Below are 22,895 nucleotides of genomic sequence, written 5' to 3'. Positions count from 1 at the left end.
TTACAGCGGTGGTCGCCTTCTATTGCCGGCCCTCGGAGAAACGTATGAAACAGCAACACGTAAACAGCTACTACGCCGCCACCCGCAACGAAGTCATCGACTTTCCGGTTCTGCAAGAGTCGGTCGAGTGCGATGTCTGCATCATCGGCGCGGGCTATACCGGCCTGTCCTCGGCACTGTTCCTGACCGAAGCCGGCTATAAAGTGACGGTGCTGGAAGCGGCGAAAGTCGGCTACGGCGCCAGCGGTCGCAATGGCGGTCAACTGGTCAACTCGTACAGCCGCGACGTCGATGTGATCGAAGAGCGCTACGGCGACAAGACTGCAGAAATTCTCGGCAGCATGATCTTCGAAGGCGCCGACATCATCCGTTCGCGCATCAAGGAATACGACATCCAATGCGACTACCGCCCGGGCGGCATCTTCGCAGCGATGAACAAGAAACAACTCAATGGTCTGGCCGAGCAGAAACGCGGTTGGGAGCGTTACGGCAACCGCAATCTGAAGATGCTCGACGCAGCCGACATTCGTCGTGAAGTCGGCTCTGACGCCTACGTCGGTGGTCTGCTCGACATGCAGGGCGGCCACGTTCACCCACTGAACCTGGCACTCGGTGAAGCCGCAGCCATCGTGCGTCTGGGCGGCAAGATCTACGAACAGTCCGCTGCCGTGGAAATCACTTACGGCGAGCCGATTACCGTGCGCACCGCCAAAGGTCAGGTCCGCGCCAAGTACCTGCTGATCGCCGGCAACGCCTACCTGCCGCAAGGCCTCGACAACCGTGTGACCGCGAAAAGCATGCCGTGCGGCTCGCAGATCGTCGTCACCGAACCGTTGACCGAGAAACAGGCGCGCAGCCTGATCACCAACAACTACTGCGTCGAAGACTGTAACTATCTGTTGGATTACTACCGTCTGACTGCCGACAACCGTCTGCTCTACGGCGGCGGCGTGGTCTACGGCGCGCGCGAACCGGACGACATCGAACAACTGATCCGGCCGAAGATCCTCAAGACCTTCCCGCAGCTCAAAGACGTCAAGATCGACTACCGCTGGACCGGCAATTTCCTGCTGACCATGTCACGCATGCCGCAATTCGGCCGCATCGAGAAAAACGCCTACTACATGCAAGGCTACAGCGGCCACGGCGTCACCTGCTCGCACCTCGCCGGCAAGCTGATCTCGGAAATGATCCGTGGCGATGCCGAGCGTTTCGACGCCTTCGCCTCGTTGCCGCACATGCCAATGCTCGGCGGCCGCACCTTCTCGGCGCCACTGACCGCCCTCGGCGCCGTCTACTACTCGTTGCGCGACCGTTTCGGCATCTAGGTTACCTCCCCGGCGGCGGCCCCCAAGACCCCGCCGGTTTTTCTTATCGCAACACTCCCTGATATCCAAATGTGGGAGCTGGCTTGCCAGCGATGAGGCCAGCAAACACAACATCAATCCGACTGAAACACCAAAGATCAAATTGTAGGAGTGAGCCTGCTCGCGATGAGGTTAGAAAAGACACCATCACTCCCGCTGACACACCACAAAACCTGTGGGAGCTGGCTTGCCAGCGATGGCGGTCTTTCAGCAAAAGGGATGTTGAATGTGCCACCCAATCGCTGGCAAGCCAGCTCCCACAGGTTTTGTATTCAGCCCAGAATTACCACCGGCAGGTTCATTTCACCCACCGTCCATCGAACCTGCTGAGCAACACCAGCAAACGTGATTTAATAGCCGCCTTTCACGGTTCCGGGACACGGGAGCAACGTGATCCGCGCCCACGGCGCGTCACCCGCCACCCACCCCCATCGCCCTTAAGTCGTTCTCACATAAGGCTGTCATGGATACGGGTTCTCGACTCAAACTAGTACGCGAAAGCTACAAACTCTCCCAGCGCGAGCTGGCCCGGCGTAGCGGCGTGACCAATGCCACCATCTCCCTGATCGAACAGAATCGTGTCAGTCCTTCCGTCAGCTCGCTGAAAAAGCTGCTCGAAGGCATCCCGATGTCCCTGGCCGACTTTTTCACCTTCGACCAACCCCCGCGCGAGCACCAATACGTCTTCCGCGCCAACGAACAACCCGATCTCGGCCGCCACGGCCTGCGCCTGCTGCTGATCGGCGCTTCCGTGCCCAGCCGCCAGATGCGTCTGCTGCGCGAGCAATACGCACCGGGCGCGAGTTCCGGGGAAGAGCCGATTGTGCATGCGGAAGGCGAGGAGTGTGGGCTGGTTACGCGTGGCACGGTGGAGTTGACTGTGGATGGGTCGGTGAGCGTGTTGAATGCGGGGGATGGGTATTACTTTCCGACTACGTTGCCGCATAAGTTCCGGAATATTGGAGCGGATGAGGCTGAGATTATTAGTGCGAATACGCCGGCGAATTTTTAGGGAACGCTATTTTATCGATCATACGGAAACGAATTTTGTGTAAGAAACCGCAGAGATGCGGTTTTTTTATGTCCGAAATTTCTATCAATTTGGTCTTGGACGATGTTCATTGTGATGGTTGGTGTGCCATCATTTGGATCCAAAAAAGTTTTTGAGGTGTGCAGCGTAAGAGTAAAGGTCGCGATGGTTTAAGTAATGTTTCGTGCGTTATTGCTCTTTAGTTGATTAATGTGTTTTTGGCTTTATGGTGAGTTGGAGGTGGAAAGTTGGCTTTTTATAATTGCAAAGTTGATGGTTGTGCAGGGCTAGTTGATTTTGGAGAAAAAAATAAGAATAAGGGTTTGAGTGGTTATCCAAAAAGGAATCGAGGGTTCGCTATGCTACTGACTGTAAAGGATAAGCCGGTAGAGTGCCCTATTTGCCATAAATCTTATTATGAGTGGGAGCTGAAATGAGTATGCGCCTGAATGGTGAGGATGTAGCAAGTGGCGTTCGAGATGCATTTAAGGATGAACTGAAAAAAGGCCCAGCTAAGCGTCATGAACTAGGAAAGCACTTTTTGGGGGTTTCAACTGGTACTTTGGGGCTTTTTGCAGCTTTGCTGAAATTTTCTGTGGCTAGTCCAAGCTTGGATTATTTAACAGTTAGTTGTTTTGCAGCATTGCTACTTGCGACGTTGATTGCGTTATATATGTCTCTTCCTGTAGTCGTTGAAATTTCCGGAGATCTTGATGTTTATGATAAGTATAATGAGGTTATGTTAAGCGTGACTAGACTGAGTTCAGTTTGGACGCTTGTTTGGATATTTGGGTTTGTAATTGGGGTGGTCAAGTTGTTTCAGTGAGGTTTTGACATGTCGGTATCAAATCCTAAAAGAAGACCAGTCCCGTTTGGGGTCGTGCACGCTCCGCAGGTGGCTGGTTGGCATGATGGCCAAAAGGCAACAATTAATTTAGACTTTTTGAATAATGACGCAGTTTTTCACCATGAGCAGGCACACGAGGCAATTTACCTTAAAACTGCAGATGCTTTTCTGTTGAGTGTTTTGGATAGGATTTTAGAGCAAGGTGCTAAAGTTGATAAGAGGGTCGCAAGAAGGATAAAGATTACCTCCCAAACATTGTATGAGTCTTCTGTGACTGCGCATGAGGTCGCAGCGACTTACATTGGGCTTAAAATGCTTTCCGTAGCGGAGGCAGAAGTTGCACAAGGCTTCTTGCCTCCCGAATATTTAAAATACTATGAGACGGCTTCAAAAGTCATAGATCCACATTTTGGTAGCACTAATTTACAAGTTTTGGTTTTATCAACAGTTGCTCATTTCTCATTTGGCTCGCTTTTTTTAGAAAGGTTTTTTTCAAAAAATTGGCCGAGTTATAGAAAATTAAGACCTGAGTATCAGCCGAACTATCGGTTGGAAACAATTCTTGAATACTTAGAAAAAGGAAAAGCGAAATCGCTAAGAAAAGTCATTGATGATGCTGCATCTGATTTTTTTCTGAGTAAAAAAATTGAACCTTGGAATTTAGATGCAGAAGATGAGTGGATTCGAATACCAATAGCGGGGCATTTACTGGATCTGATTATTTGTCGGACAGTTGAAGCGTGGCTAGTTGAGCAGAATATTTTCGAATATTTGTCGGGCGATAGAAAAGTTGCGGCGCTAGATTCTCTTACAAAAAAATGCCTGGAATTAGGCTTGGAGTACGAGTTTCAACCAACTAATCGTCAAGAGTTTGATGGTTTGGATGGTTTGTTTTCCACGGATATCAAGGATTTCTTGGATTCGTATACGGATGGGGAGTCTATAGTCGCAGCTCGGCGTCAGTCTGCAACTCTTATTGCGAATGCTGAGGTTGTGAGTGTTCCTTATTTGGAGTTGCAAGAGTTTTCGAATTTTCCATTTTTCCTTCAAGCCAAAAAGCTTGTTGTAGTGTGTGCCGATCCATATGATGAGAATTCTTTTTGGTCGATCGTCTCGTTAGAAGTTGATGTTTCGATCAGTAATGTTGTTATAGACAACGTTCCATGCTTCGCGGTTCAGAGTTCGTATGCTGATGTTATGCAATGGTTGTATTTGATGGATGAGGGCGAGTGGATCGGTGTAGAGCCAGAGTTGCTTGTGTTATCTTTCGGTACGATTCGTAGACCTGAACCTTTTGAAACTTATCCGAGGCATATTAGTAATAGATGGCATGATCGATCCGTCTTTTATCCTGTAGGCGACTGGTCAAGTGTTATGGATACTGGAATAAAGCTGGGGGAGGTTGCTGCGGCTGATGTTTGTTTGTATATAAGAGAACAGGATTATGATGGTAGTGCTGATGAGCTTCCTACTGTTTTTCTAAAAATGATGCGTGGTGATAGTGTTCTAGGCAATTGCATTTTTAGACCGATTAGCAAAAACGCAAATAGGGCGATGGCAGTCCTGCAAAACAAATGGGAAAAACAGACTTCGTGTAAATTTATTTCTACCGCTGAGGCTAGAGAAGCTGGATTTAATGTTGATGGTGTTGTAACTGCGTTTGGTTGTTTGTTGGCGTTTTGGAGTTTTTTTTGAGTTATTTCGTGAGTTGTATGAGTTCAATGATTTATACATGCTTTTTGCTTGATATTTTTTCAGTTTCTAAGTGTGCGCTCAATAATAAAAGGTGGAGTTGTTATTGAGCGCTTTCGGTAGGTGTTTTTACGTATCCCCCCGCTTTTCAATCACCCGAAAAACATCACTCACATCCTGCACCATGATTCTGGCGATATTGGTAACGGTGTTGATGTCGTGCTCCGAGTGGTCTTGGAGGCGGGTACAGGCGATTAGGTCGAGGTATTTCAGAACGGCGTTGAGGCGTTCGGCGGCGCAGGCGTGTAGGTCGCGCAGTGGAGCGTTGGCGTCGATGAGGAGGACGGGGTGGTCAGTGGCGGGGTGGGACATTTTTGCGTAGTGGCTAAGCGTTTTATCCGTTGGCATAAACTAAAACTTCCTCGTAACTGGGAGAGAAGCTACTGCCATTCGCTGCGAGTCGAAGGGTGGTAGCTGTGTGCGGGTTCGCAGACCGAGGATACGAGGAACCCGGCAGACCCGAAGATCTCCCACACACAGCCACCATTGACGGATTTCGGGCGCTAGTGCGACCGCCACCGTTTTTCGGGGGCGCTAGGTTACTACACGTATCGTCAGGGCTGCGAAACCCTGGTGCTGAATTTGCTCAGCGACAGACGCACTCTAGGCAGCAATTCTGGCAGCGACAACTGACCTGTAGGACGTGAACCCCGCACCCGTGGCAAGGAAGCTTGCTCCCGCTCGGCAACGCAGTCGTCGTAATCCGGGGCGTGCGCTATGTCTGAGGGAAACGGACTATCCGGTTTTGGCGCAGCTTCGCAGCCCAGCGGGAACAAACTCCCTCGCCAAATGGGGTGTTTTCCTACGAAGTTTTCAGACGTCGAAATTGCGCGAGCCTTGTGGGCGATAACCATTCGTCCGACACACCGCACCTTCGCCGCACACCTTCTTCCAATGCTGTAACTCACCACGCAAAGGAAGAGCCAACATGCTGAACCATAAAATCGCGGTGTTTACGCTCGCGGCGTTCCTGTCCGGTAGTTCGCTTTATGCGATCGCAGCCGGCGAAACGCCCACCCCAACGGCAAACGATGGCACCAGCCAGACTCGTGAGCCGGCGGCCCCCGCCACAAACGCCGATCCGGCTGCCAATTCGTTGCCGCAAGGTGGCGATGGTGGCAAGACGGATAACGGCCCGGTGCCTTCTGCCTCCAAGCCCAGTGGCGCGGGGCAATCCACTGGTAACAGTAGCGGCGGTAATGGCGGAGGCTGATCAATGTTGCGCACTAAAAAGCCCGGTCTTTCGAGCCGGGCTTTTCTTTGCCTATCGCGAACACAGATATCAAACGCTTACTTTGCCTTCCATTGGCCACCGCCATTCTCACAATCAATCCGCGCCTGAGCCAAATGCTCCACGTCGTAGTAATACGTGGTCACTTGCGCGTTATCGGGGATGTTCAGCGCTTTGGCATTCTTGTCTTTACTGGTGGAATGCGGGTTGGCCAGGGATTCCTGGGTGATCGTAGCGATGCACGAGGCCTGATAGTGGTCGGCGCAGTGTTCGACCTTGTTCTTGCTGCTGTTGAGCATGTCCTTGCTTTCATTGCTGCACGACCAATCAATGGAGCCGACGGGCATGCCTTCGTATTCGTAACAACTGTGGGTTTCCACCGCCGGCACCGAAGCGCTGGAGGATTGGGTCTGCACGTCGCAGCCTTCGGCCATGACGCAGGTGGGGATGACGGCGAAGGTAGCGATCAGAAGCAGGAAGCGAATGTTCATCGGGGTTTCCTCTTCAAGGGCGCCGTGTCTGATCGATGATTTTGGCGCTTTATAGTTTCGAGAGGGCGCGGAGGAGGGAGGTTCCATCGGGTTTTTGATTTGCTCCAGTCGCGTACACTGCGAAACAATCGGAAACATTAAGCGCCCAAGGATTGGAACAATGCCCATGATCGAAATCGGCAGCCGCAACAACGCGCCCCCCTCGCAGCATCCATTCCACGATATCTACCTGTTTCACATTGACCCTGCGAAGCCAGACACGCCGTTCTGTTTCGAACAGTCGATGGCCGGCGGGTATATGGAGCACGGCGGCGCACGGTTTTTGGCGCTGGATGAGCTGGACGCCTGGCCGGGCGAGTGGCGAGAGCATCTGAAAAAGGCCGATTGCGCATGGGTTGCCGAGTTGATCGATGCCAATCCGCAAGCCGATCAGGCCACTTTGGTGTCGCTGATTCTTCAGCGTCATTCGGCGCCAGCGAAACCCGTCGGGCGCCTGAAAGCAATCGGCAACTGGCTCAAGCGCAACATTCACGTCGGCGGCCGTTACGGCGTTTAAACCACGGAGACTTGCATGACTCAAACCCTAGAACGCGCTATTGCCATCGCCGCCACGGCCCACGCCGGGCAGGTCGACAAGGGCGGCGCGCCGTACATTCTGCATCCGCTGAAAGTAATGTTGCGCATGACCACGCTGGAAGAACGCATCGTCGCCGTGCTGCATGACGTGGTCGAAGATTGCGCGATCAGCCTCGATGACTTGCGCAAGGAAGGTTTCAGCGAAGATGTTTTGAGCGCTATCGAATCGGTGACCAAAGTGCCGGGCGAATCCTATGAAGACTTCGTTGACCGCGCCGCACAGAATCCGCTTGGCCGGGTGGTGAAACTGGCGGATCTGGAGGAAAACAGCGACCTGTCACGAATCGCCTCGCCGAGCTGGGAAGATCTCGAACGAATCGAAAAATACCGCCGCGCAATCAGCCGGCTGCGCGCATAAATTACCCCTGTAGGAGCTGCCGCAGGCTGCGATCTTTTGATCCTGTTTTTTAAGGTCAAGATCAACAGATCGCAGCCTGCGGCAGCTCCTACAGGGGGGTATTTGATAGCCAGGAAGGCGACTATGAAATCCATTGTGTGTTTGTTGATTGCTGCCGGTTTCGGCGCGCTGTTGCAGTTCGAAGGCGTGCCCCACGGTTTGCTGTTGGGCTCGATTGTCGTCACCGCGTTGTTTGCCAGTAAAACCGGTATCGCGCCGGCAACCCCCTATGGACTGGGCTACATCCAGGTCACGCTGGGCATTGCCACCGGGTTGATGTTCGAAGCGTGGGACAGCGCAACGGCTTCGGCAATGTTGCCGAGCCTTGGTGTGTTGCTCGTTTGCCTGACCGTGCAAATCGCGCTCGCAGCCTTGTGGCTGACACGCGGCGCAGGCTGGAACCGAACCGATGCACTGTTGGCGGTTTATCCCGGTGCGCTGGCCGCGGTGTTCGATTTGCTCGAGTCGGAGAAAGCCTCGAGCAAAGTCATCATCGTGCACCTGATGCGCTTGCTGCTGATCACGGTGCTGGTGAGTTTCCTGATTCCTGGCCAAGCCGCTGCGGTAGCCGTTGCCGATGGTGATCCACTGACCACGGGAATGGCGCTGACCGCGTGTTCGGTGATCGCGCTGAGCGTGCTGCTCGGGCGCTTGCTGCTGGTGATCGGCGTCCCGGCCCCGTTCATGCTCACCGCGATCATCATCACTGCCGTGTTCGTGAAATCTGGATGGCTGCACGGTTTTCACATGCCCGATTGGAGCCTGAATCTGGCGGCGCTGATTCTCGGCGTGCGGATCGGCTCACGATTCCAAGGCCTTGGCTTTGCGGAACTGGGGCGTCATGGGCGCACAGCGTTGGTCTCGGTCGGTTTGATGATCGTGGTGGCGGCGGTGTTTGCTGAAGTGGCGGCACGGTGGTTGGGCAGTGATCCATTGTCGCTGTGGCTGGCGTACATGCCGGGAGCGATTGAGACGATTGCGATTGTCGCGTTTGGTGGTGGGCTGAATGTGGTGTTTATTCTGACTCATCATCTGAGCCGGATGGTGTTGCTGCATTTTGCGCCGGTGTTGTTGGTTCAGGTGCGACGGGCGCGGGAGGAAGCCTGACTGGAGCCACTGATGCCTGCATCTTGCGGTGTGTCAGTCCTCACCCCAGCCCTCTCCCCAGAGGGGCGAGGGGGAAAGGGAGCCGATTGTGGGCTGTTCAAAACTTGAGTTCGGCTCGATATTCCAGGTCGGCGTAGCTCGAAAAAACAACTCGGTCAGTCCCCTCTCCCTCTGGGAGAGGGTTAGGTGAGGGGCTTTTGCTCTACATGGTCAATGCGGCGCTAGCGGATGTGTGCGTCGAAGCCTTCGCTATCCGGCGCGATATCGCTCTTCAAAGTCAAAGCAGGAATCTCGTACTCCCCACCATTCTGCTGCCGAAACCCGATCGGCCGCGCACTCCACAACTCATCCAGCCGCCGCCCCAGCTCATCGCAAGTCTCGGCATACCGCGCCGCATCCATCCGACTGGTCCGATACACCACAAACGGTGGCACTACTTCAAAACCGGGGTAATACAAGATCCCGTGCTGAATCGGGAACAGCAGATCATCCATCGGCCCGTTGATCCCGCGCGGCGCATAGTGCGAGTCCCAGCCGCCAGTGGTGACCATCAACATCGCCCGTTTGCCTTTCATTTTCCCTTCGCCATAACGCTCGCCCCAACGGCTGTCGGAGTGTTCACCGACGCCGTAGGCAAAGCCGTAGGCGTACACGCGATCGACCCAGCCTTTGAGGATCGCCGGCATGGTGAACCACCAGAGTGGAAACTGCAGGATCAGCGCGTCGGCCCACAACAGTTTTTCCTGCTCGCGGGCGATGTCGGCAGCCTGGGTACCTTCGGCGTAGGCGACTTTCGAGTCGAGGGAGGCATGGAACGGTTTGTTCGTATCGCGCTGCGGGGCGTCGTCGGCGTCGAGCGTAGATTTCCAGTTCATGGCGTAGAGGTCGGAGACTTGCACCGTGTGGCCGGCGGCTTGCAGGCGCTGGATAGTGAAGTTGCGCAGCGAGCCGTTGAGGGAAGTTGGTTCCGGGTGGGCGTAAACCAGTAGCACTTTCATGTTGAAGCTCCGTTAGCTGAGTGACTGCAGGATCGGCGTTCAACCGGTATATTGGAAATGAATGTCTGATATGTCTGGTATAGCCATGAATAATTTGAGACGACTGGATATCAATCTGCTGCTGACCCTTGATGTGTTGCTCTCCGAGCACAACGTCACCCGCGCGGCGCAGCGCCTGAACCTGTCGCAGCCGTCGGTGAGTGTGCATCTGGCCAAGTTGCGCGACATCTTTGGTGATCCGCTGCTGTTGCCCGGGCCGCGCGGCATGCGCCCGACGGCGCGCGCCGATGAACTGCGTGAGCCGCTGCGCGAGGCATTGGAGGCGTTGGAGAGGGCGGTGGCGCCGGCCAGTGCGTTCGATCCTGCGCAGGCGACGCACACCTGGAAAATCGCCGCGACCGATTACGGCGAGTCGACGGTGGTGTTGCCGGCGCTGAGCGGCTTGCGCGAACAGGCGCCGGGCACGCGGTTGGCGGTGATCGACATGTTGCCCGCGCATCTGGTCAAACAGGCCGAGCAGGGCGTATTTGATCTGGCGCTGCACATCAGCGAAGACGCGCCGCCCGAACTGCATCGTCGACCGCTGTTCACCGAGCGCTACGTGTTGGCCGGTCGAATCGGTCATCCAGGTTTGCAACGCGCACCGACGCGCAAGCAGTTCTGCGGGCTGGAACACGTGATGGTGTCGCGTGAGGGCGGGGGCTTTTTCGGGGTGACTGACAAGGCGCTGGCCGATGTCGGATTGCAGCGAAAAGTGGTGTTGTCGGTGCCGCACTTTCTGATGGCGATGTCGGTGCTGGCGAGTACCGATCTGGTGGCGATGCTGCCGTCACGCCTGGTGCGTGGCAACCCGGCCTTGCAAGTGGTCGACGCGCCGCTGGAAGTGCCCGGCTACGAGATGGCGATGTTCTGGGGCGAACGCTCGCACCGTGATCCGGCGCATAAATGGCTTCGCGAGCATCTGTTGGCGTCGGTCTGAGGCGCTGTCAGGCGTGACCCAATGCCACCGCAAACGACACGACGATCATGCAAGCGAATGCGAAATTGAGATTCATGAGGTGTTCATCCTGAGCCTTTTAGAAGTGCTGCCATTGTGAACAGGCTGAAAGCAAAGAAAAAATTCGCCTTGTTGATTCCAATGATCGAAACAATTGATAGCCCGTGGTTTGTGTTTGACCGAGGCTTTGGCTAATCTCGCAAAAAACCTGCAACTACAAGCATAAACAGGCATAACCATGCGCGACCATTCCCTAGCTGAACTGCCCTCTCTGCGCCGACAGAAAATCCTTTTGCTCCTCGAACGTGACGGCAAAGTCATGGCGTCCGAGTTGAGCCAGCACTTCGCTGTTTCTGAAGACACCATCCGCCGCGACCTCGCCGAACTGGACAACGCCGGGCTGGTGCAGCGCGTGCACGGCGGCGCGCTGCCGCGCCCGAAAGACTCCGGCAAGGATTACTTCACGCGGCTGGAGGAGACCGATGAAGTGAAAATTCGTCTGGCGCAGCTCGCGGCTAAGCAGATTGAGGACGGGCAGATTGTGCTGTTCGATTCCGGCTCGACCACGTTGCAGGTCGCGCGCTCATTGCGTGCAGATATCAGCATCACTGCGGTGACGGCGGCGCCGATGACGGCGATTGCTTTGTCAGAATTCAAGGGTGTGAAGGTGATTCTCGCGGGTGGGCAGTTGAATCCGCGAACGATGGCGGCGGGTGGGCATGAGGCGTTGCGACTGCTTGCCGGAATCAAGGCGGATCTGGCGATTACCGGCGTCTGTGCGATTCATCCGGAGGGGGGGATTACTTCACTGCATTTTGATGAAGTGCCGGTGAAGCAGGCAATGCTGGAGGGCGCGACGCGGGTGATTGCGGTGACCACGGCGGACAAGCTCGGGGCGGTGGAGCCGTTTGTGGTGGGGCCGTGCGCACGGTTGCATACGTTGATTACCGAGCGGCATGTGGCGTCGGGGAGTGTCGAGGATTATCGGCGGTTGGGGATTGTGGTCGAGCAGCTGATTGATTGAGGTTTTGCGCTGGATTTGAGGGCCTCTTCGCGAGCAGGCTCGCTCCCACACTGTGAACACAAGACCCTGTAGGAGCTGCCGCAGGCTGCGATCTTTTGATCCTGATCTTTAAAAAACAAGATCAAAAGATCGCAGCCTGCGGCAGCTCCTACAGGGGGATTTGTTTCAGCGCAGGCGTTCGAGCATCTGGTAGTACCACATCCCGGCGGCCAGCAACGGGTTGCCGAGCAAATCGCCCATCGGCACACGAATGTGCTGACACGCGGCAAACGTATCGAACTGCTCCATCTGCCCGGTGATCGCCCGGCTCATGATTTCGCCCATGATGTGCGTGGTGGCGATGCCGTGTCCGGAGTAGCCCTGGCAGTACCAGACGTTATCGGAAAGTTTGCCCAGCTGCGGGATGCGATTGATCACGATGCCCATCGCGCAGCTCCACTGGTAGTCGATCTGCACGCCTTTGAGTGCCGGGAAAGTCTGCTCGATGCACGGGCGCAGTTCGGCGGCGATATCGCGTGAATCCTTGCCGCTGTAGTTGGCGCCGCCACCGAACAGCAAGCGGCCATCGGCGGTGAGGCGGTAGTAGTCGAGGACGAAGCGGCAGTCGTAGACCGCGAGGTCTTCAGGGTTGATCTGTCTGGCCAGATCGCCAAGCGGCGCGGTGGTGACGATGCCGCCCATGGCCGGGAAGATCTTGCCTTTCAGCTGACCGGGTTCGAGCTTGTGATAAACGTCGCCGGCGAGCATCACCTGATTGGCATCAATCTGCCCGTGAGCCGTGCGTACGCCAGGTGTATCCCCGTGAATGATCTCCAGCACTTCGCTGTTTTCGAAGATCAGGGCGCCGAGGCTTTCTGCCGCTCGCGCTTCACCGATGCACAGGTTGAGCGGGTGCAGATGCATGTTGCGGGTGTTCTTGATCGCGCCGTGATACAGGTCGCTTTGCAGCAAGTCGCGCACCTGGCTGCGATCAAGCAGGCTGACCTCGTCGCCCAGTCCGCGGCGCACGGCTTCTGCGTAATCGCTGCGCAGATCGGTCATGTGGCCGGGCTTGTACGCCGCGTGCAGATGACCGTGTTTGAGATCGCACTGGATGGCGTATTTTTTCACGCGCTGCTGAATGATTTCATGCCCGCGCCAGCGCAGGTGCCAGATGAAATCATCGACGTCGTCACCGAGTTTCGCGCGCATCTGTTTGCGCATGGCGCCGTCGCCGGAAAGGCTGCCGGTGACTTGGCCGCCATTGCGGCCGGTGGCGCCCCAGCCGATCTTGTTGCTCTCGACGATGGCGACTTTCAGGCCTTTTTCGGCGAGTTCGACAGCGGTGGCGACGCCGGTGAAACCGCCGCCGATGATCACCACGTCAACCTTGTGCCGGCCTTGCAGGGTCGGGTAATCGGTGTCCTGGTTGAGGGTGGCGGTGTAGTAGGAATTGCAGCGTTCGGTCATGTTAAAAGTCCACACAGAATTCGAATTCAGTACGCGGTCCCCTGTAGGAGTGAGCCTGCTCGCGATGACGGTGTGTCAGATAGATATTTGTCAACTGACACACCGTCATCGCGAGCAGGCTCACTCCTACAGAGAATAGGGTGAGGCTTTAGGCTTCAGTGAGATACCAGCGCCAATCCTGCTCACCCACTTCAGCCATGAACTGCCGGTACTCGGCACGTTTCACCGCCAGATACACGCCAAGAAATTCCTGCCCCAAGGCATCCCGCGCCCAGGCTGATTTTTCCAGCGCCTGCAGTGAAGTCAGCCAATCGGTCGGCAGCAATTCCTTCGCTTGCGCGTAGCCGTTGCCCTCGACCGGTGCACCTGGATCCAGGTCTTCACGAATGCCGCGATGAATCCCGGCCAGAATCGCTGCTGCCGCCAGATAGGGGTTGGCATCGGCACCGCAGATGCGGTGTTCGATGTGCCGGGTGTGGGCCGGCCCGCCCGGTACGCGCAGGCTGACGGTGCGGTTGTCGACGCCCCAGGTCGGCGCCAAAGGTGCGTAGCTGTTGGCCTGGAAGCGACGATAGGAGTTGGCGTTCGGGCAGAACAGCAACAACGTATCGAGCAAGGAGGCGAGCATGCCGCCGATCGCCGTGCGCAGCAGCGGGGTGCCGGCCGGATCTTCCGAGGCGAACAGATTACGTCCCTCACCATCGGCCAGACTGACGTGCATGTGCATGCCGGTGCCAGCCAGGTCATCGAACGGTTTCGCCATGAACGTCGCTTGCATGCCGTGCTTGTGCGCCACGGCTTTGACCAGCCGTTTGTAACGCACGGCCTGATCCATCGCCGCCAGCGCATCGCCGTGTTCGAGGGTGATTTCCACTTGGCCCGGCGCGTATTCGGAGATCGCCGTGCGCGCTGGAATGCCGTGCAGTTTGCAGGCGCCATAAAGGTCGGCGAGGAACGGTTCGATCTGTTCCAACTCGCGTAAACCGTAGACCTGGGTGTGTCGCGGTCGCCCACCGTCGGCGTCCAGTGCCGGTTGCGGTCGGCCGTTGTGATCGCGTTTGGCGTCGAGCAGATAGAACTCCAGCTCGCAGGCCATCACCGGGTGATAACCCTCGGCCTTGAGGCTGTCGATGACCTTGATCAGCAAGTGTCGTGGGTCGGCGATGCTCGCCGGCATGCCCTCGGTCGGGTGCATGCTGACCTGTACGGCAGCAGTCGGGATCTGCCGCCATGGCAGGCGCACCAGACTGCCTTCCAGCGGATAGGCGCGGCAGTCGATATCGCCGACGTCCCAGACCAGACCGGAGTTCTCGACGTCTTCACCTTGCACGGTCAGACCGAGGATGGTGCTCGGCAACGGGCGACCGCTTTCGTAGACGGCGAGCAGTTCTTCGCGGTGCAGCAACTTGCCGCGCGGCACACCGTTGGCGTCGAGGATGAACAACTCGATCATGTCGATATCGGGGTTCTGTTCGAGGAACAGGCGGGCGTCTTCAATGGCTGCGAATTTCATGTTCAATCACTCACGATGGCGCCGCACAGGCGCGCAGATTCGGGCCGGACACGACGCAGCAACAGGCGTGGGTGTCCTGGCAGGGATATCAAAAAGAAAAGGTATTTCGCTAATGCCCGATTGTCAGGACTGACTCTGAACCTGTGGCGAGAGAGCTTGCTCCCGCTGGACTGCGTAGCAGTCGCCGGCGTTTCAGATCAAGAGCGAGGGCCGCTTCGCGCCCCAGCGGGAGCAAGCTCCCTCGCCACAATGGTCTCGCCGTCATGTTGATCGCTGACTGGCAGGCATTAGCGATTTAAAGGGCGATATCCGGCGGGCGTGCGGAGTGACGCAGCTTGGAACGGCGCAGGGCCATGGGGAGATTGACGATACGATTCATGCGCGGCCCCTTTGGCAGAGGATGCACACAGCGGAGACGTTCAACGATTTTAGTTGTTGTGGTGACGTGCTCATAACGCGTGTTTCCGTTGGCGGAAAACGTCGGTGGCGGGATTGACTCGCCGACCGGTGTGCTCTGGATAGTAAGGGGGAATCTGCGGGCGTGTAAACGAGCAATGTGAAATATCTTGAACACCTGCTTGTGACCTCCAGTGCAGGCAAGATTTGGCAGGAGTCCTGTGGTGAGGGGACTTGCCCCCGTTGGGACGCGAAGCGGCCCCAAAAAAGCTGGGCCTGCTGCGCAGTCCAACGGGGGCAAGCCCCCTCGCCACAGGGTGGTGTTTCACACTTCAACCCCAAACAACGTCCGTGCCTCGGCAAAACACTTCTCGGCAATCGCCGATCGCGGTTCGGTCTTGCGCATCACCAACCCCAACGGCGCGAGCACGCTGGCGTCCGGCAACTGCATGAACGACAGGTGTTCGATCGGCTCTTCCAGGCCACTGTCCAGCGGCGTGATCGCGCAGCAGAAACCTTGGTGAATCGCCTGCAACAGTTGGTACGTCGAATCGCTTTCCAGAATCGGCTGTGGATTGAGTCCACGACTGCGGAAGCTCAGGTCGATGGATTTGCGGTAATGCATGCCGGTGGTGATCATCCCCAATGGCAATTTGGCGGCGTCTTCCCAGCTCATTTGCGTGCCTTCGAAATGGAAATGTCGATTGTCGTAGAGCAGGCCGACGCGGGTTTCGCCGATCTCGAAAAACTCGAAATAGTTCGGGTTGACGTGGTCCAGGTAACACACGCCGAGGTCGAGTTGATTGTTGCCCAGGCCGGCGATGATCTCGTCGGAACTGAGCGAAGACAGACTGAACTTCAACTCCGGATAAGTCCCCGACAACCCCTGAATGTAATTGACCGGATTGAAGCTGCTCAGCGGTACCAGACCCAACCGTAAGCTACCGACCAGTTGCCCGCGACACGCCGCCGCTTCCGCGAACAAACCGTCATGGGCCGCCAGCAACGTTCGTGCCCAGGCCAGTACGCGCTCGCCGGCCTGAGTAAAACCCTCGAAGCGTTGACCGCGATTGACCAGCACCAGGTCCAGCTCATCTTCCAGATTACGCAGGCGCATCGACAGGGTTGGCTGGGTGATATGGCAGCGTGCAGCGGCCTGGCCGAAGTGGCGGGTTTCATCCAGTGCGATCAGGAACTTGAGTTGTTTGATGTCCACGACGGCACCTGCTCGATGGGGAGTTTTTGATTGAGTATTGACGCAGATGGGTACAGCGCACGGAAAGTGCAGGCTGCGACGATCTCATTTGGGTGCCAGTTCGTCCAATCGGTTGTACTTAAAAACCTGTCGATCAGCTCTATCAGCCCCGATTTGATCGGCTTGCAGCGCCGTCGAAGTGACCGATAGAGCAGGTCGATAGGGTGGTTGGCCAGAGTGATTAGACAGTACTCATAAGTGGCACTTAGGCTGCTCGGCAATCTGATCAATGACTGCCGGAGAGTGCCATGAGCGCCAAAGCGGATGCCCTGTTTGTCCCCCTGAACATTGCCGTACTGACCGTCAGCGATACCCGCGACTATGCCAGCGACACGTCAGGCCAGTTGCTGGTCAGTCGTTTGCTGGAAGCCGGTCACACCCTGAGCGAGCGCAATCTGCTCAAGGACGATCTGTACAAGATCCGCGCTCAGGTGGCGAACTGGATCGCCGACGAGGGCACTCAGGTGGTGCTGATCACTGGCGGTACCGGCTTCACCGGGCGTGACAGCACGCCGGAAGCGGTGGCTTGCCTGCTCGACAAGAAAATCGATGGTTTTGGTGAGCTGTTCCGCGCGATTTCGATTCTCGATATCGGCACCTCTACCGTGCAAAGCCGTGCGTTGGCCGGGCTGTCGAACGGCACGCTGGTGTGCTGCCTGCCGGGTTCGACCGGTGCTTGCCGTACTGCATGGGAAGGCATCCTCGCCGAGCAACTCGACAACCGTCATCGCCCGTGCAATTTCGTCCCGCACCTGAAAGCCGTGCAAGCTTGCGGACCACGCGGATGAGCCGTTCGCCATTGATGCCGGTCGAGGATGCTCTCGAACAGTTGCTGGCCATGGCCGATGCGCAACGGCTGGCAGACAGCGAAGTGCTGCCACTGGAGGACGCGCGTGGCCGGGTGTTGGCCAGTGATCTGGTGGCGACCCTCGATTTGCCGCCGTGGCCGAACAGCGCCATGGACGGTTATGCGTTGAACCTGGCTGATCTGGATCAGCAGCCGCTGACTGTCTCGCAACGGGTTTACGCGGGTGCCGCTCCGCAGGCGTTATTGCCGGGAACTTGTGCGCGCATTTTCACTGGGGCTCCTGTACCACAGGGCGCCAATTGTGTGGAGATGCAGGAAAACGCCGAAGTGCTGGACGATGGTCGTGTGCGGTTTTTGCAGCCATTGAAGCTTGACCAGAACATTCGTGCGCAAGGCCAGGAGAACCGCGTCGGCGATATTTTGCTGCGCGCCGGTAAACGCCTCGGCCCGTTTGAACTGGCGGTGGCGGCGGGCCAGGGGTTGGCGCAACTGCATGTTGTGCGGCGCCCGCGCGTGGCGTTGTTGTCGACCGGCGATGAGCTGGTCGAACCGGGCCAGCCGTTGCGTCCTGGCAGCATCTACAACAGCAATCGCATATTGCTCGGGCACTGGTTGCGTGAGCTGGGTTGTGCGGTGATCGATGGCGGAATTCTGCCGGATCATCCGGCGCAGACGCGGCTCAAGCTTGAACAATTGCAAGTCTCTGCCGACCTGATTCTGACCACCGGCGGCGTGTCTGCCGGCGACGCCGACTGCCTTGGACAAGTGCTGCGCGACAGCGGCAAACCGCTGTTGTGGAAACTCGCGATCAAACCCGGAAAGCCGCTGACGGTGGGCCATTTCGGCGTGGTGCCGGTGATTGGTTTGCCGGGCAATCCAACGTCGGCGCTGGTAACCTTTGGCTTGCTGGCGCGACCCTATCTGCTGCGGGTGCAGGGCGTGGAAGAGGTCATGCCGCTGAGCTTCACGGTCAACGCAGGTTTCGATTGGCACAAGGCTGGCGGTCGTCGTGAATACCTACGGGTAAAGCTGGACGCGGGCCATGCGGTGCTCTATCCAAACCAAAGCTGCGGCGTACTGCTCGGCGCGAGCTGGGCCGACGGCCTGGTAGAAGTCCCCGAAAACAGCACGCACAACCACGGCGACCCGCTGCGCTTCATCCCCTTCAACGAACTGTTCTGACCTCCGCATGAATGCAAAACCTGTGGGAGCTGGCTTGCCAGCGATGGCGGTCGGTCAGCTGAAATTGATGCTGGCTGACACGGCCTCATCGCTGGCAAGCCAGCTCCCACAATGTTTTGTGGTGTTCGTAATTCGGAGGTGTACACAGACCCTGTAGGAGTGAGCCTGCTCGCGACAGCGCCAGACCCGCCGACATGCCCGTTGCTGACCCACCGCCATCGCGAGCAGGCTCACTCCTACAGTGGTTTTGGGTCGAGACAGAGATCCACTTGCAAGCCACAGTGGGGAAAGGAGATCAGCTCAGGACATAGTCCACCGGCTTCAGCGCCGGCGGTACTTCGGCGCCAAGTTCGGCGAGGATGTCGCGTTCGATGGTGCGCACCAGCGCATCGGTCGGCAGGTCGTTTTCGTCGCGGCCGAAGGGGTCTTCCAGTTCGTCGGCAATCGCATCCAGGCCAAAAAACGTGTAGCTGACAATCGCCGTAAACAGCGGCGTCAGCCAGCCCAGCGGTTCGGCCATGGCGAACGGTAGCAGGATGCAAAACAGATAAATCGTGCGGTGCAACAGCAGCGTGTATGGAAACGGCAGCGGCGTGGTTTTGATCCGTTCGCACACCGCTTGCGCTTGGGTCAGGCTGGTCAGATGGTTGGCCAGCAGCATGTAGCGCCACTCGCTCAACTCGCCGTTTTGATGCAGATCGGAACACTGCTGGCCGACCGTTTGCAGGATCCGTCCGCTGTAGTCCGGCGTCTGCGGATCGGGTTTGGGCGTGACCCACTGGCTGCTCGCATCCGCCTCGCTCTCCTTGCGCAAACGCGCGTTCAGCGCATGGGCAAAACCGCACAGATTGAGCAACAACGGCTTGCGCGCAACGGACTCACGAATCACATGGGTTTCGCGAATCACCGAGCGAATCTGCACGATCACCTCGCCCCACGCCTTGCGCGCCTCGTACCAGCGGTCATAACAGGCGTTGTTGCGAAAATTCATGAAGATCGACAACGACAAACCGAGCAAGGTAAACGGCGTCGCGTTGACCTTGGTGAAGTTGCTCGGATGGAGGATTTCCACCAGCACGATGGCCGAAGCCAGCAGAGTCACCATCAGCGTGCGCAGGGCGATGCGTTTGGCGATCGAGCCCTTAAGGGTGAAGAGAATGGCGAACTGATTGACCTTGGGCCTGATGATCATGCTGTGCGGTTCCGATAACCCATGGAGATGGCGGATCAGCCGCCGGTCATGTTCATGAACCGCACGACCTGGACATCGTCGTTCACTTCGAAATTATGTCGATACGGCTTGAGTTTCATTGCCTCGATGATGGCTTTCTCCAGCCGTTGCGGTTGCCCCGGATGGGCGCGCAATACGGCTTTCAAATCCACCGATTGCTCGTTACCCAGACACAGTAGCAGGCGCCCTTCGACGGTGAGCCGCACGCGGTTGCAGGTGCCGCAAAAATTGTGGCTGTGCGGGGAGATAAAACCCAGGCGAATCTCCGGCGCCTCGGCCAGCCGCCAGTAGCGCGACGGACCTTGAGGAGTTTGGTCGGCGCAGGTTATGAGCAACTTTCAATGCCGTCCAATCACTGTTAATGACCGGCTGATTGATCCCGTCGATGATGAAATTCTTTGCCTCGAAAGCGAAATCGATGGTGAATATGCCTGGGAGGGGGCTTTCCAGCGATGGCGGTGGGTCAGTCGATGGCGATGTTGTCTGGGCCGGCCTCATCGCGAGCAGGCTCACTCCTACAGGGAGTTATTGCGCGCCGAACATCGCGGTCCAGTAGATGCCGGCGCTGCTTTTCGGATCGGTCGCGTAGGCGGCGCCGAGTTCCTTGTATTGCGGGTTCATCAGGTTGGCGCAGTGGCCGGGGCTGGCGAGCCAGCCTTCGACGACCTTGTGCACGGTGTCTTGCCCGGCGGCGATGTTTTCGCCGACCAGTTGGCCGCTGTAGCCGGCGAGCTCCGCGCGGTCGCCCGGGGTGCGGCCGTCGCGGTCCTTGTGGTCGAAATAATTGTTGTTGGCCATGTCGCGGCTGTGATCCTGGGAGATCGTGCCCAGGGTCGCATTCCAGGCCAGCGGTGCAGCAGCGGCAAATGCCTGACCGCCGCACTGACGCGCCTGACTGCGGGCGACGTTGAGTTCACTCAGCAGCTTTTGCCCTTCACTTTGCCCATCACCGAGTCTGGCCGACAGCAGCGGTCGCGCCAACACGATGCGCCAGTCACGGTCGTCGCGGCTGACACCGACATCGACAAACTGCGGATCGAGCACCACCTGACAGAAGCTTTCCTTGATTGCCTGCATCGCCGACGCCGCATCGCGCGGACCGTTAAGGGTGATCGCCTGCACATTGACCATCGGATAGCTCGCGCTGGCCATGGCTTGCTGCAGATCGACGGCACCGGTGGCGCGAAGTCTCAGCCGGGGATCGGCCGACAGCGGTGGCAGTTCATTCGACGCCTGAGTGCCGCAACGCTGCGGCTGGCTGCGATAGCTGTTGATCGATTCGATCAGTTGCGACTCATCGCCGGCCATGGCCGGAATGGCCAACAACACGCCTGCGGACAACGCGGCACAACGCAAAACGAATGGCATGAAGCGCATGGAAATCTCCCTTGAGCTGAATGCGCCCATGATGCGCGAAAGGCCCCCGGTGGGTGCAATGTCTTTTTCTTCATCCGAGTGTTTTTTTCTGCGCAACTTTATCTGGCAGTTTGCCGTCTACACTCAGCGAAGACCCCGGGAGCCGGGCGTCTCACCCACGCAACACCTTGCCCGATGCGGGCGCTGCCGGAAGAAACGACATGGGATTGAAAGGCTGGGCGGGTTGTCTCGTATTCACCCTGTTGGCAGGCGCAGTCTGGGCCACCGATCAGGCCCCGGTCAAAGCCAAGGCCGAAGAGAAAGCCCAGGTGCTGGAAGAGAAAGCCGCGGACAAAGTCAGTGCCGCCCCGGCACCAAAATCCGAGGCCATCACGCCCACCGAAGTGCAAGCCGTCGACCCGGCAGGCACTGCACCGCTGGACGATCCGATCACGTGTCTGGCACGGAGTATCTACTGGGAAGCCAAAGGCAAGGACACTCCGGAAATGGAGGCCGTGGCCAACGTGGTGATGAATCGCCTCGGCCACGACGGTTTCCCCGGCACCGTTTGCGAGGTGGTCAAGCAGGGTTCGGAAACCAAGAGCTGCCAGTTTTCCTGGTGGTGCGATGGCAAGCCCGATCAGGTCAAGGAAGACGCCGAGTACGCGCTGGCCAAGGAAATCGCCGGCAAGGCCTTGAACCGGCAGCTCCCGGATCGCACCCATGGCGCACTGTATTTCCACGACCGCAACGTTCATCCGAGTTGGGCCAAGGAATACACCAAGACCGCCGAAACGAAAAAATTCCTCTTTTACAAACCGGCCGGTGGCGACGCGCGTTAGGCGCAGACTTGCCGCACACACTCGCGCAACCAGCGATGCGCCGGATCGGTGTCCATGCGCGGGTGCCAAAGCATCGACACGCTGATGTCCGGCATCTCGAATGGCAGGGTAAAACTGTGCAGGCCGGTGCGCAGTTTGCTGGTGTGACGTTGCGGAACGGTCGCGATCAGGTCTGACTCACGCACCAGCGTCAGCGCCGCCGAGAAACCGCCAAATGAGGTGACGATGTCTCGCGTCAGTCCGAGCGCAAGCAGCGCTTCGTCCACAGGGCCGCTGCTGCGGCCGCGTCGTGAAATGAGAATGTGCTCGCCGCCGGCAAAGCGCTTGCTGGTGATTTTTCCCGCGCTCAACGGATGCCCCTCGCGTACCACACCGATCCACTGATCCTGAAACAGGATGCGGCTGTGCAGCGTCGGGTCGGTGCTGTCGTCGACCACGCCGGTTTCCAGATCGACGCGGCCTTCGCGCAGCGGCGTGCTGTCCTTGTCGGCCTTTTGCACAAAACGCAGGCGTACACCCGGCGCTTCTTCGCCGATGCGCGCGAGCAGGGCGGCGGCAAAGGTTTCGACAAAACCGTCGGTGTTGCGCAGGGTGAAGGTGCGTTGCAATCGGCCCGGATCAAGCACTTCGGCCGGCCGCAGAACCGCCTCGGCCTCCTGCACCAGATGACTGACCCGTTCGCGCAACTCCAGTGCGCGCGGCGTCGGCACCAGGCCTCGTCCGGCTCGCACCAGTAACGGATCGCCGGTGGTTTCGCGCAGCCGGGCGAGGGCGCGGCTCATGGCCGACGGGCTAAGCCGCAGGCATTTCGCGGCGCGGGCGACGCTGCCTTCGCGCAGCAATACGTCGAGGGTGATCAGCAGGTTGAGGTCAGGCGCGCTCATGACATGGCGTTCCATGCAGGTATCGAGTGCAAAGCATGCGTCTTGCGCCGTGTGTTGTCGAGGCTCAGGCTATGGCGATTGACCTTTGCACTGCGAGCCCGC

Annotated in this window: 22 protein-coding genes and 1 pseudogene; 13 read left to right on the top strand and 10 right to left on the bottom strand. The window is 57.7% G+C overall.

The window, feature by feature from the left end:
- Window positions 1-44 precede the first annotated feature (44 nt).
- The 4 genes from QOL84_RS08530 (at window position 45) to QOL84_RS08515 (ending at window position 4,939) form a co-directional block, all read left to right on the top strand.
- Window positions 45-1,328 (top strand): NAD(P)/FAD-dependent oxidoreductase, encoded by a 1,284-nt coding sequence (locus tag QOL84_RS08530; RefSeq protein WP_283436915.1) that lies wholly within the window; start codon window positions 45-47, stop codon window positions 1,326-1,328.
- Window positions 1,329-1,830: 502 nt separating this feature from the next.
- Window positions 1,831-2,379 (top strand): cupin domain-containing protein, encoded by a 549-nt coding sequence (locus QOL84_RS08525; RefSeq protein WP_007950154.1) that lies wholly within the window; start codon window positions 1,831-1,833, stop codon window positions 2,377-2,379.
- Between the two features lie 451 nt (window positions 2,380-2,830).
- Window positions 2,831-3,223 (top strand): hypothetical protein, encoded by a 393-nt coding sequence (locus QOL84_RS08520; protein WP_283436914.1) that lies wholly within the window; start codon window positions 2,831-2,833, stop codon window positions 3,221-3,223.
- Between the two features lie 9 nt (window positions 3,224-3,232).
- The gene (locus QOL84_RS08515; RefSeq protein WP_283436913.1) at window positions 3,233-4,939 is read left to right on the top strand and encodes a hypothetical protein; all 1,707 of its coding nucleotides are present in this window, start codon (window positions 3,233-3,235) and stop codon (window positions 4,937-4,939) included.
- A gap of 126 nt (window positions 4,940-5,065) precedes the next feature.
- On the opposite strand, the gene QOL84_RS08510 is transcribed toward QOL84_RS08515, so the two are convergent.
- Window positions 5,066-5,344 (bottom strand): fructose-bisphosphate aldolase, encoded by a 279-nt coding sequence (locus QOL84_RS08510; RefSeq protein ID WP_283436912.1) that lies wholly within the window; start codon window positions 5,342-5,344, stop codon window positions 5,066-5,068.
- A gap of 580 nt (window positions 5,345-5,924) precedes the next feature.
- Here QOL84_RS08510 and QOL84_RS08505 point away from each other — a divergent pair.
- Entirely contained in the window at window positions 5,925-6,209 is a 285-nt protein-coding gene (locus QOL84_RS08505; RefSeq protein ID WP_283436911.1) for a hypothetical protein, read from the top strand.
- Window positions 6,210-6,286: 77 nt separating this feature from the next.
- On the opposite strand, the gene QOL84_RS08500 is transcribed toward QOL84_RS08505, so the two are convergent.
- Window positions 6,287-6,718 carry a hypothetical protein gene (locus QOL84_RS08500; protein WP_283436910.1) on the bottom strand — a complete coding sequence of 144 codons (432 nt, stop codon included), beginning with the start codon at window positions 6,716-6,718 and terminating at the stop codon, window positions 6,287-6,289.
- A 166-nt stretch (window positions 6,719-6,884) separates the two neighbouring features.
- Here QOL84_RS08500 and QOL84_RS08495 point away from each other — a divergent pair, with 166 nt between their 5' ends.
- From QOL84_RS08495 to QOL84_RS08485, 3 genes are all read left to right on the top strand, one after another.
- On the top strand, window positions 6,885-7,274 hold the full coding sequence (locus QOL84_RS08495) for a hypothetical protein (protein WP_283438642.1): 390 nt from the start codon (window positions 6,885-6,887) through the stop codon (window positions 7,272-7,274).
- Between the two features lie 15 nt (window positions 7,275-7,289).
- A complete protein-coding gene (locus QOL84_RS08490) occupies window positions 7,290-7,712 on the top strand; it encodes an HD domain-containing protein (RefSeq protein WP_283436909.1) in 423 nt (140 codons plus the stop codon).
- A gap of 123 nt (window positions 7,713-7,835) precedes the next feature.
- Window positions 7,836-8,858, top strand: a complete 1,023-nt coding sequence (locus tag QOL84_RS08485) for an AbrB family transcriptional regulator (RefSeq protein ID WP_283436908.1) — start codon at window positions 7,836-7,838, stop codon at window positions 8,856-8,858.
- Window positions 8,859-9,079: 221 nt separating this feature from the next.
- Here QOL84_RS08485 and QOL84_RS08480 read toward each other — a convergent pair whose 3' ends face one another.
- On the bottom strand, window positions 9,080-9,856 hold the full coding sequence (locus QOL84_RS08480; protein WP_283436907.1) for an NAD(P)H-dependent oxidoreductase: 777 nt from the start codon (window positions 9,854-9,856) through the stop codon (window positions 9,080-9,082).
- A gap of 85 nt (window positions 9,857-9,941) precedes the next feature.
- Here QOL84_RS08480 and QOL84_RS08475 point away from each other — a divergent pair, with 85 nt between their 5' ends.
- Window positions 9,942-10,835, top strand: a complete 894-nt coding sequence (locus QOL84_RS08475; RefSeq protein ID WP_283436906.1) for a LysR family transcriptional regulator — start codon at window positions 9,942-9,944, stop codon at window positions 10,833-10,835.
- 256 nt (window positions 10,836-11,091) lie between these two features.
- Window positions 11,092-11,877, top strand: coding sequence for a DeoR/GlpR family DNA-binding transcription regulator (locus tag QOL84_RS08470; protein ID WP_283436905.1), 786 nt, complete (start codon window positions 11,092-11,094; stop codon window positions 11,875-11,877).
- Between the two features lie 165 nt (window positions 11,878-12,042).
- Here the strand turns inward: QOL84_RS08470 and QOL84_RS08465 are convergent, their stop codons facing one another.
- The 3 genes from QOL84_RS08465 to QOL84_RS08455 form a co-directional block, all read right to left on the bottom strand.
- Complete coding sequence (locus tag QOL84_RS08465) at window positions 12,043-13,326, bottom strand: NAD(P)/FAD-dependent oxidoreductase (protein WP_283436904.1); 1,284 nt, start codon at window positions 13,324-13,326, stop codon at window positions 12,043-12,045.
- A 148-nt stretch (window positions 13,327-13,474) separates the two neighbouring features.
- Window positions 13,475-14,839: a glutamine synthetase family protein gene (locus QOL84_RS08460; protein ID WP_283436903.1), complete on the bottom strand. Its 1,365-nt coding sequence runs from the start codon at window positions 14,837-14,839 to the stop codon at window positions 13,475-13,477.
- Window positions 14,840-15,560: 721 nt separating this feature from the next.
- Window positions 15,561-16,451 (bottom strand): LysR family transcriptional regulator, encoded by an 891-nt coding sequence (locus QOL84_RS08455; protein WP_283436902.1) that lies wholly within the window; start codon window positions 16,449-16,451, stop codon window positions 15,561-15,563.
- Between the two features lie 287 nt (window positions 16,452-16,738).
- Here QOL84_RS08455 and moaB point away from each other — a divergent pair, with 287 nt between their 5' ends.
- Together moaB and QOL84_RS08445 are read left to right on the top strand one after the other, a co-directional pair.
- The gene (moaB, locus tag QOL84_RS08450) at window positions 16,739-17,278 is read left to right on the top strand and encodes a molybdenum cofactor biosynthesis protein B (protein ID WP_129392354.1); all 540 of its coding nucleotides are present in this window, start codon (window positions 16,739-16,741) and stop codon (window positions 17,276-17,278) included.
- Window positions 17,275-18,480 carry a molybdopterin molybdotransferase MoeA gene (locus tag QOL84_RS08445; RefSeq protein ID WP_283436901.1) on the top strand — a complete coding sequence of 402 codons (1,206 nt, stop codon included), beginning with the start codon at window positions 17,275-17,277 and terminating at the stop codon, window positions 18,478-18,480. Before moaB ends, QOL84_RS08445 begins: the two co-directional genes overlap by 4 nt.
- A gap of 295 nt (window positions 18,481-18,775) precedes the next feature.
- Here the strand turns inward: QOL84_RS08445 and QOL84_RS08440 are convergent, their stop codons facing one another.
- The 3 genes and pseudogenes from QOL84_RS08440 to QOL84_RS08430 all read right to left on the bottom strand — a co-directional run bounded on the left by QOL84_RS08440 (window position 18,776) and on the right by QOL84_RS08430 (window position 21,079).
- Entirely contained in the window at window positions 18,776-19,672 is an 897-nt protein-coding gene (locus QOL84_RS08440; RefSeq protein ID WP_129392360.1) for a bestrophin family protein, read from the bottom strand.
- Window positions 19,673-19,707: 35 nt separating this feature from the next.
- A pseudogene (locus QOL84_RS08435) lies at window positions 19,708-20,025 on the bottom strand (GTP 3',8-cyclase MoaA); the annotation flags it as partial.
- Between the two features lie 211 nt (window positions 20,026-20,236).
- Window positions 20,237-21,079 carry a CAP domain-containing protein gene (locus QOL84_RS08430; RefSeq protein WP_372238479.1) on the bottom strand — a complete coding sequence of 281 codons (843 nt, stop codon included), beginning with the start codon at window positions 21,077-21,079 and terminating at the stop codon, window positions 20,237-20,239.
- A 209-nt stretch (window positions 21,080-21,288) separates the two neighbouring features.
- Between QOL84_RS08430 and QOL84_RS08425 the strand changes: the two genes are divergently transcribed.
- On the top strand, window positions 21,289-21,909 hold the full coding sequence (locus QOL84_RS08425; protein ID WP_283436900.1) for a cell wall hydrolase: 621 nt from the start codon (window positions 21,289-21,291) through the stop codon (window positions 21,907-21,909).
- Here the strand turns inward: QOL84_RS08425 and QOL84_RS08420 are convergent.
- Entirely contained in the window at window positions 21,906-22,793 is an 888-nt protein-coding gene (locus QOL84_RS08420; protein WP_283436899.1) for a LysR family transcriptional regulator, read from the bottom strand. The two genes, QOL84_RS08425 and QOL84_RS08420, sit on opposite strands and share 4 nt — an antisense overlap.
- Between the last annotated feature and the right edge of the window lie 102 nt (window positions 22,794-22,895).

The sequence above is a fragment of the Pseudomonas helmanticensis genome (assembly GCF_900182985.1).
GTDB lineage: Bacteria > Pseudomonadota > Gammaproteobacteria > Pseudomonadales > Pseudomonadaceae > Aquipseudomonas > Aquipseudomonas helmanticensis.
Note: the sequence above shows the minus strand (reverse complement) of the source record. Positions and strands in the feature narration are given on the sequence as shown.

Excerpts from the sequence above, each read along its gene's own strand:
- QOL84_RS08530 (WP_283436915.1), top strand. The coding sequence starts at position 45 with ATGAAACAGCAACACGTAAACAGCTACTACGCCGCCACCCGCAACGAA.
- QOL84_RS08525 (WP_007950154.1), top strand. The coding sequence starts at position 1,831 with ATGGATACGGGTTCTCGACTCAAACTAGTACGCGAAAGCTACAAACTC.
- QOL84_RS08520 (WP_283436914.1), top strand. The coding sequence starts at position 2,831 with ATGAGTATGCGCCTGAATGGTGAGGATGTAGCAAGTGGCGTTCGAGAT.
- QOL84_RS08515 (WP_283436913.1), top strand. The coding sequence starts at position 3,233 with ATGTCGGTATCAAATCCTAAAAGAAGACCAGTCCCGTTTGGGGTCGTG.
- QOL84_RS08510 (WP_283436912.1), bottom strand. The coding sequence starts at position 5,344 with ATGCCAACGGATAAAACGCTTAGCCACTACGCAAAAATGTCCCACCCC.
- QOL84_RS08505 (WP_283436911.1), top strand. The coding sequence starts at position 5,925 with ATGCTGAACCATAAAATCGCGGTGTTTACGCTCGCGGCGTTCCTGTCC.
- QOL84_RS08500 (WP_283436910.1), bottom strand. The coding sequence starts at position 6,718 with ATGAACATTCGCTTCCTGCTTCTGATCGCTACCTTCGCCGTCATCCCC.
- QOL84_RS08495 (WP_283438642.1), top strand. The coding sequence starts at position 6,885 with ATGATCGAAATCGGCAGCCGCAACAACGCGCCCCCCTCGCAGCATCCA.
- QOL84_RS08490 (WP_283436909.1), top strand. The coding sequence starts at position 7,290 with ATGACTCAAACCCTAGAACGCGCTATTGCCATCGCCGCCACGGCCCAC.
- QOL84_RS08485 (WP_283436908.1), top strand. The coding sequence starts at position 7,836 with ATGAAATCCATTGTGTGTTTGTTGATTGCTGCCGGTTTCGGCGCGCTG.
- QOL84_RS08480 (WP_283436907.1), bottom strand. The coding sequence starts at position 9,856 with ATGAAAGTGCTACTGGTTTACGCCCACCCGGAACCAACTTCCCTCAAC.
- QOL84_RS08475 (WP_283436906.1), top strand. The coding sequence starts at position 9,942 with ATGAATAATTTGAGACGACTGGATATCAATCTGCTGCTGACCCTTGAT.
- QOL84_RS08470 (WP_283436905.1), top strand. The coding sequence starts at position 11,092 with ATGCGCGACCATTCCCTAGCTGAACTGCCCTCTCTGCGCCGACAGAAA.
- QOL84_RS08465 (WP_283436904.1), bottom strand. The coding sequence starts at position 13,326 with ATGACCGAACGCTGCAATTCCTACTACACCGCCACCCTCAACCAGGAC.
- QOL84_RS08460 (WP_283436903.1), bottom strand. The coding sequence starts at position 14,839 with ATGAAATTCGCAGCCATTGAAGACGCCCGCCTGTTCCTCGAACAGAAC.
- moaB (WP_129392354.1), top strand. The coding sequence starts at position 16,739 with ATGAGCGCCAAAGCGGATGCCCTGTTTGTCCCCCTGAACATTGCCGTA.
- QOL84_RS08445 (WP_283436901.1), top strand. The coding sequence starts at position 17,275 with ATGAGCCGTTCGCCATTGATGCCGGTCGAGGATGCTCTCGAACAGTTG.
- QOL84_RS08440 (WP_129392360.1), bottom strand. The coding sequence starts at position 19,672 with ATGATCATCAGGCCCAAGGTCAATCAGTTCGCCATTCTCTTCACCCTT.
- QOL84_RS08430 (WP_372238479.1), bottom strand. The coding sequence starts at position 21,079 with ATGCCATTCGTTTTGCGTTGTGCCGCGTTGTCCGCAGGCGTGTTGTTG.
- QOL84_RS08425 (WP_283436900.1), top strand. The coding sequence starts at position 21,289 with ATGGGATTGAAAGGCTGGGCGGGTTGTCTCGTATTCACCCTGTTGGCA.
- QOL84_RS08420 (WP_283436899.1), bottom strand. The coding sequence starts at position 22,793 with ATGAGCGCGCCTGACCTCAACCTGCTGATCACCCTCGACGTATTGCTG.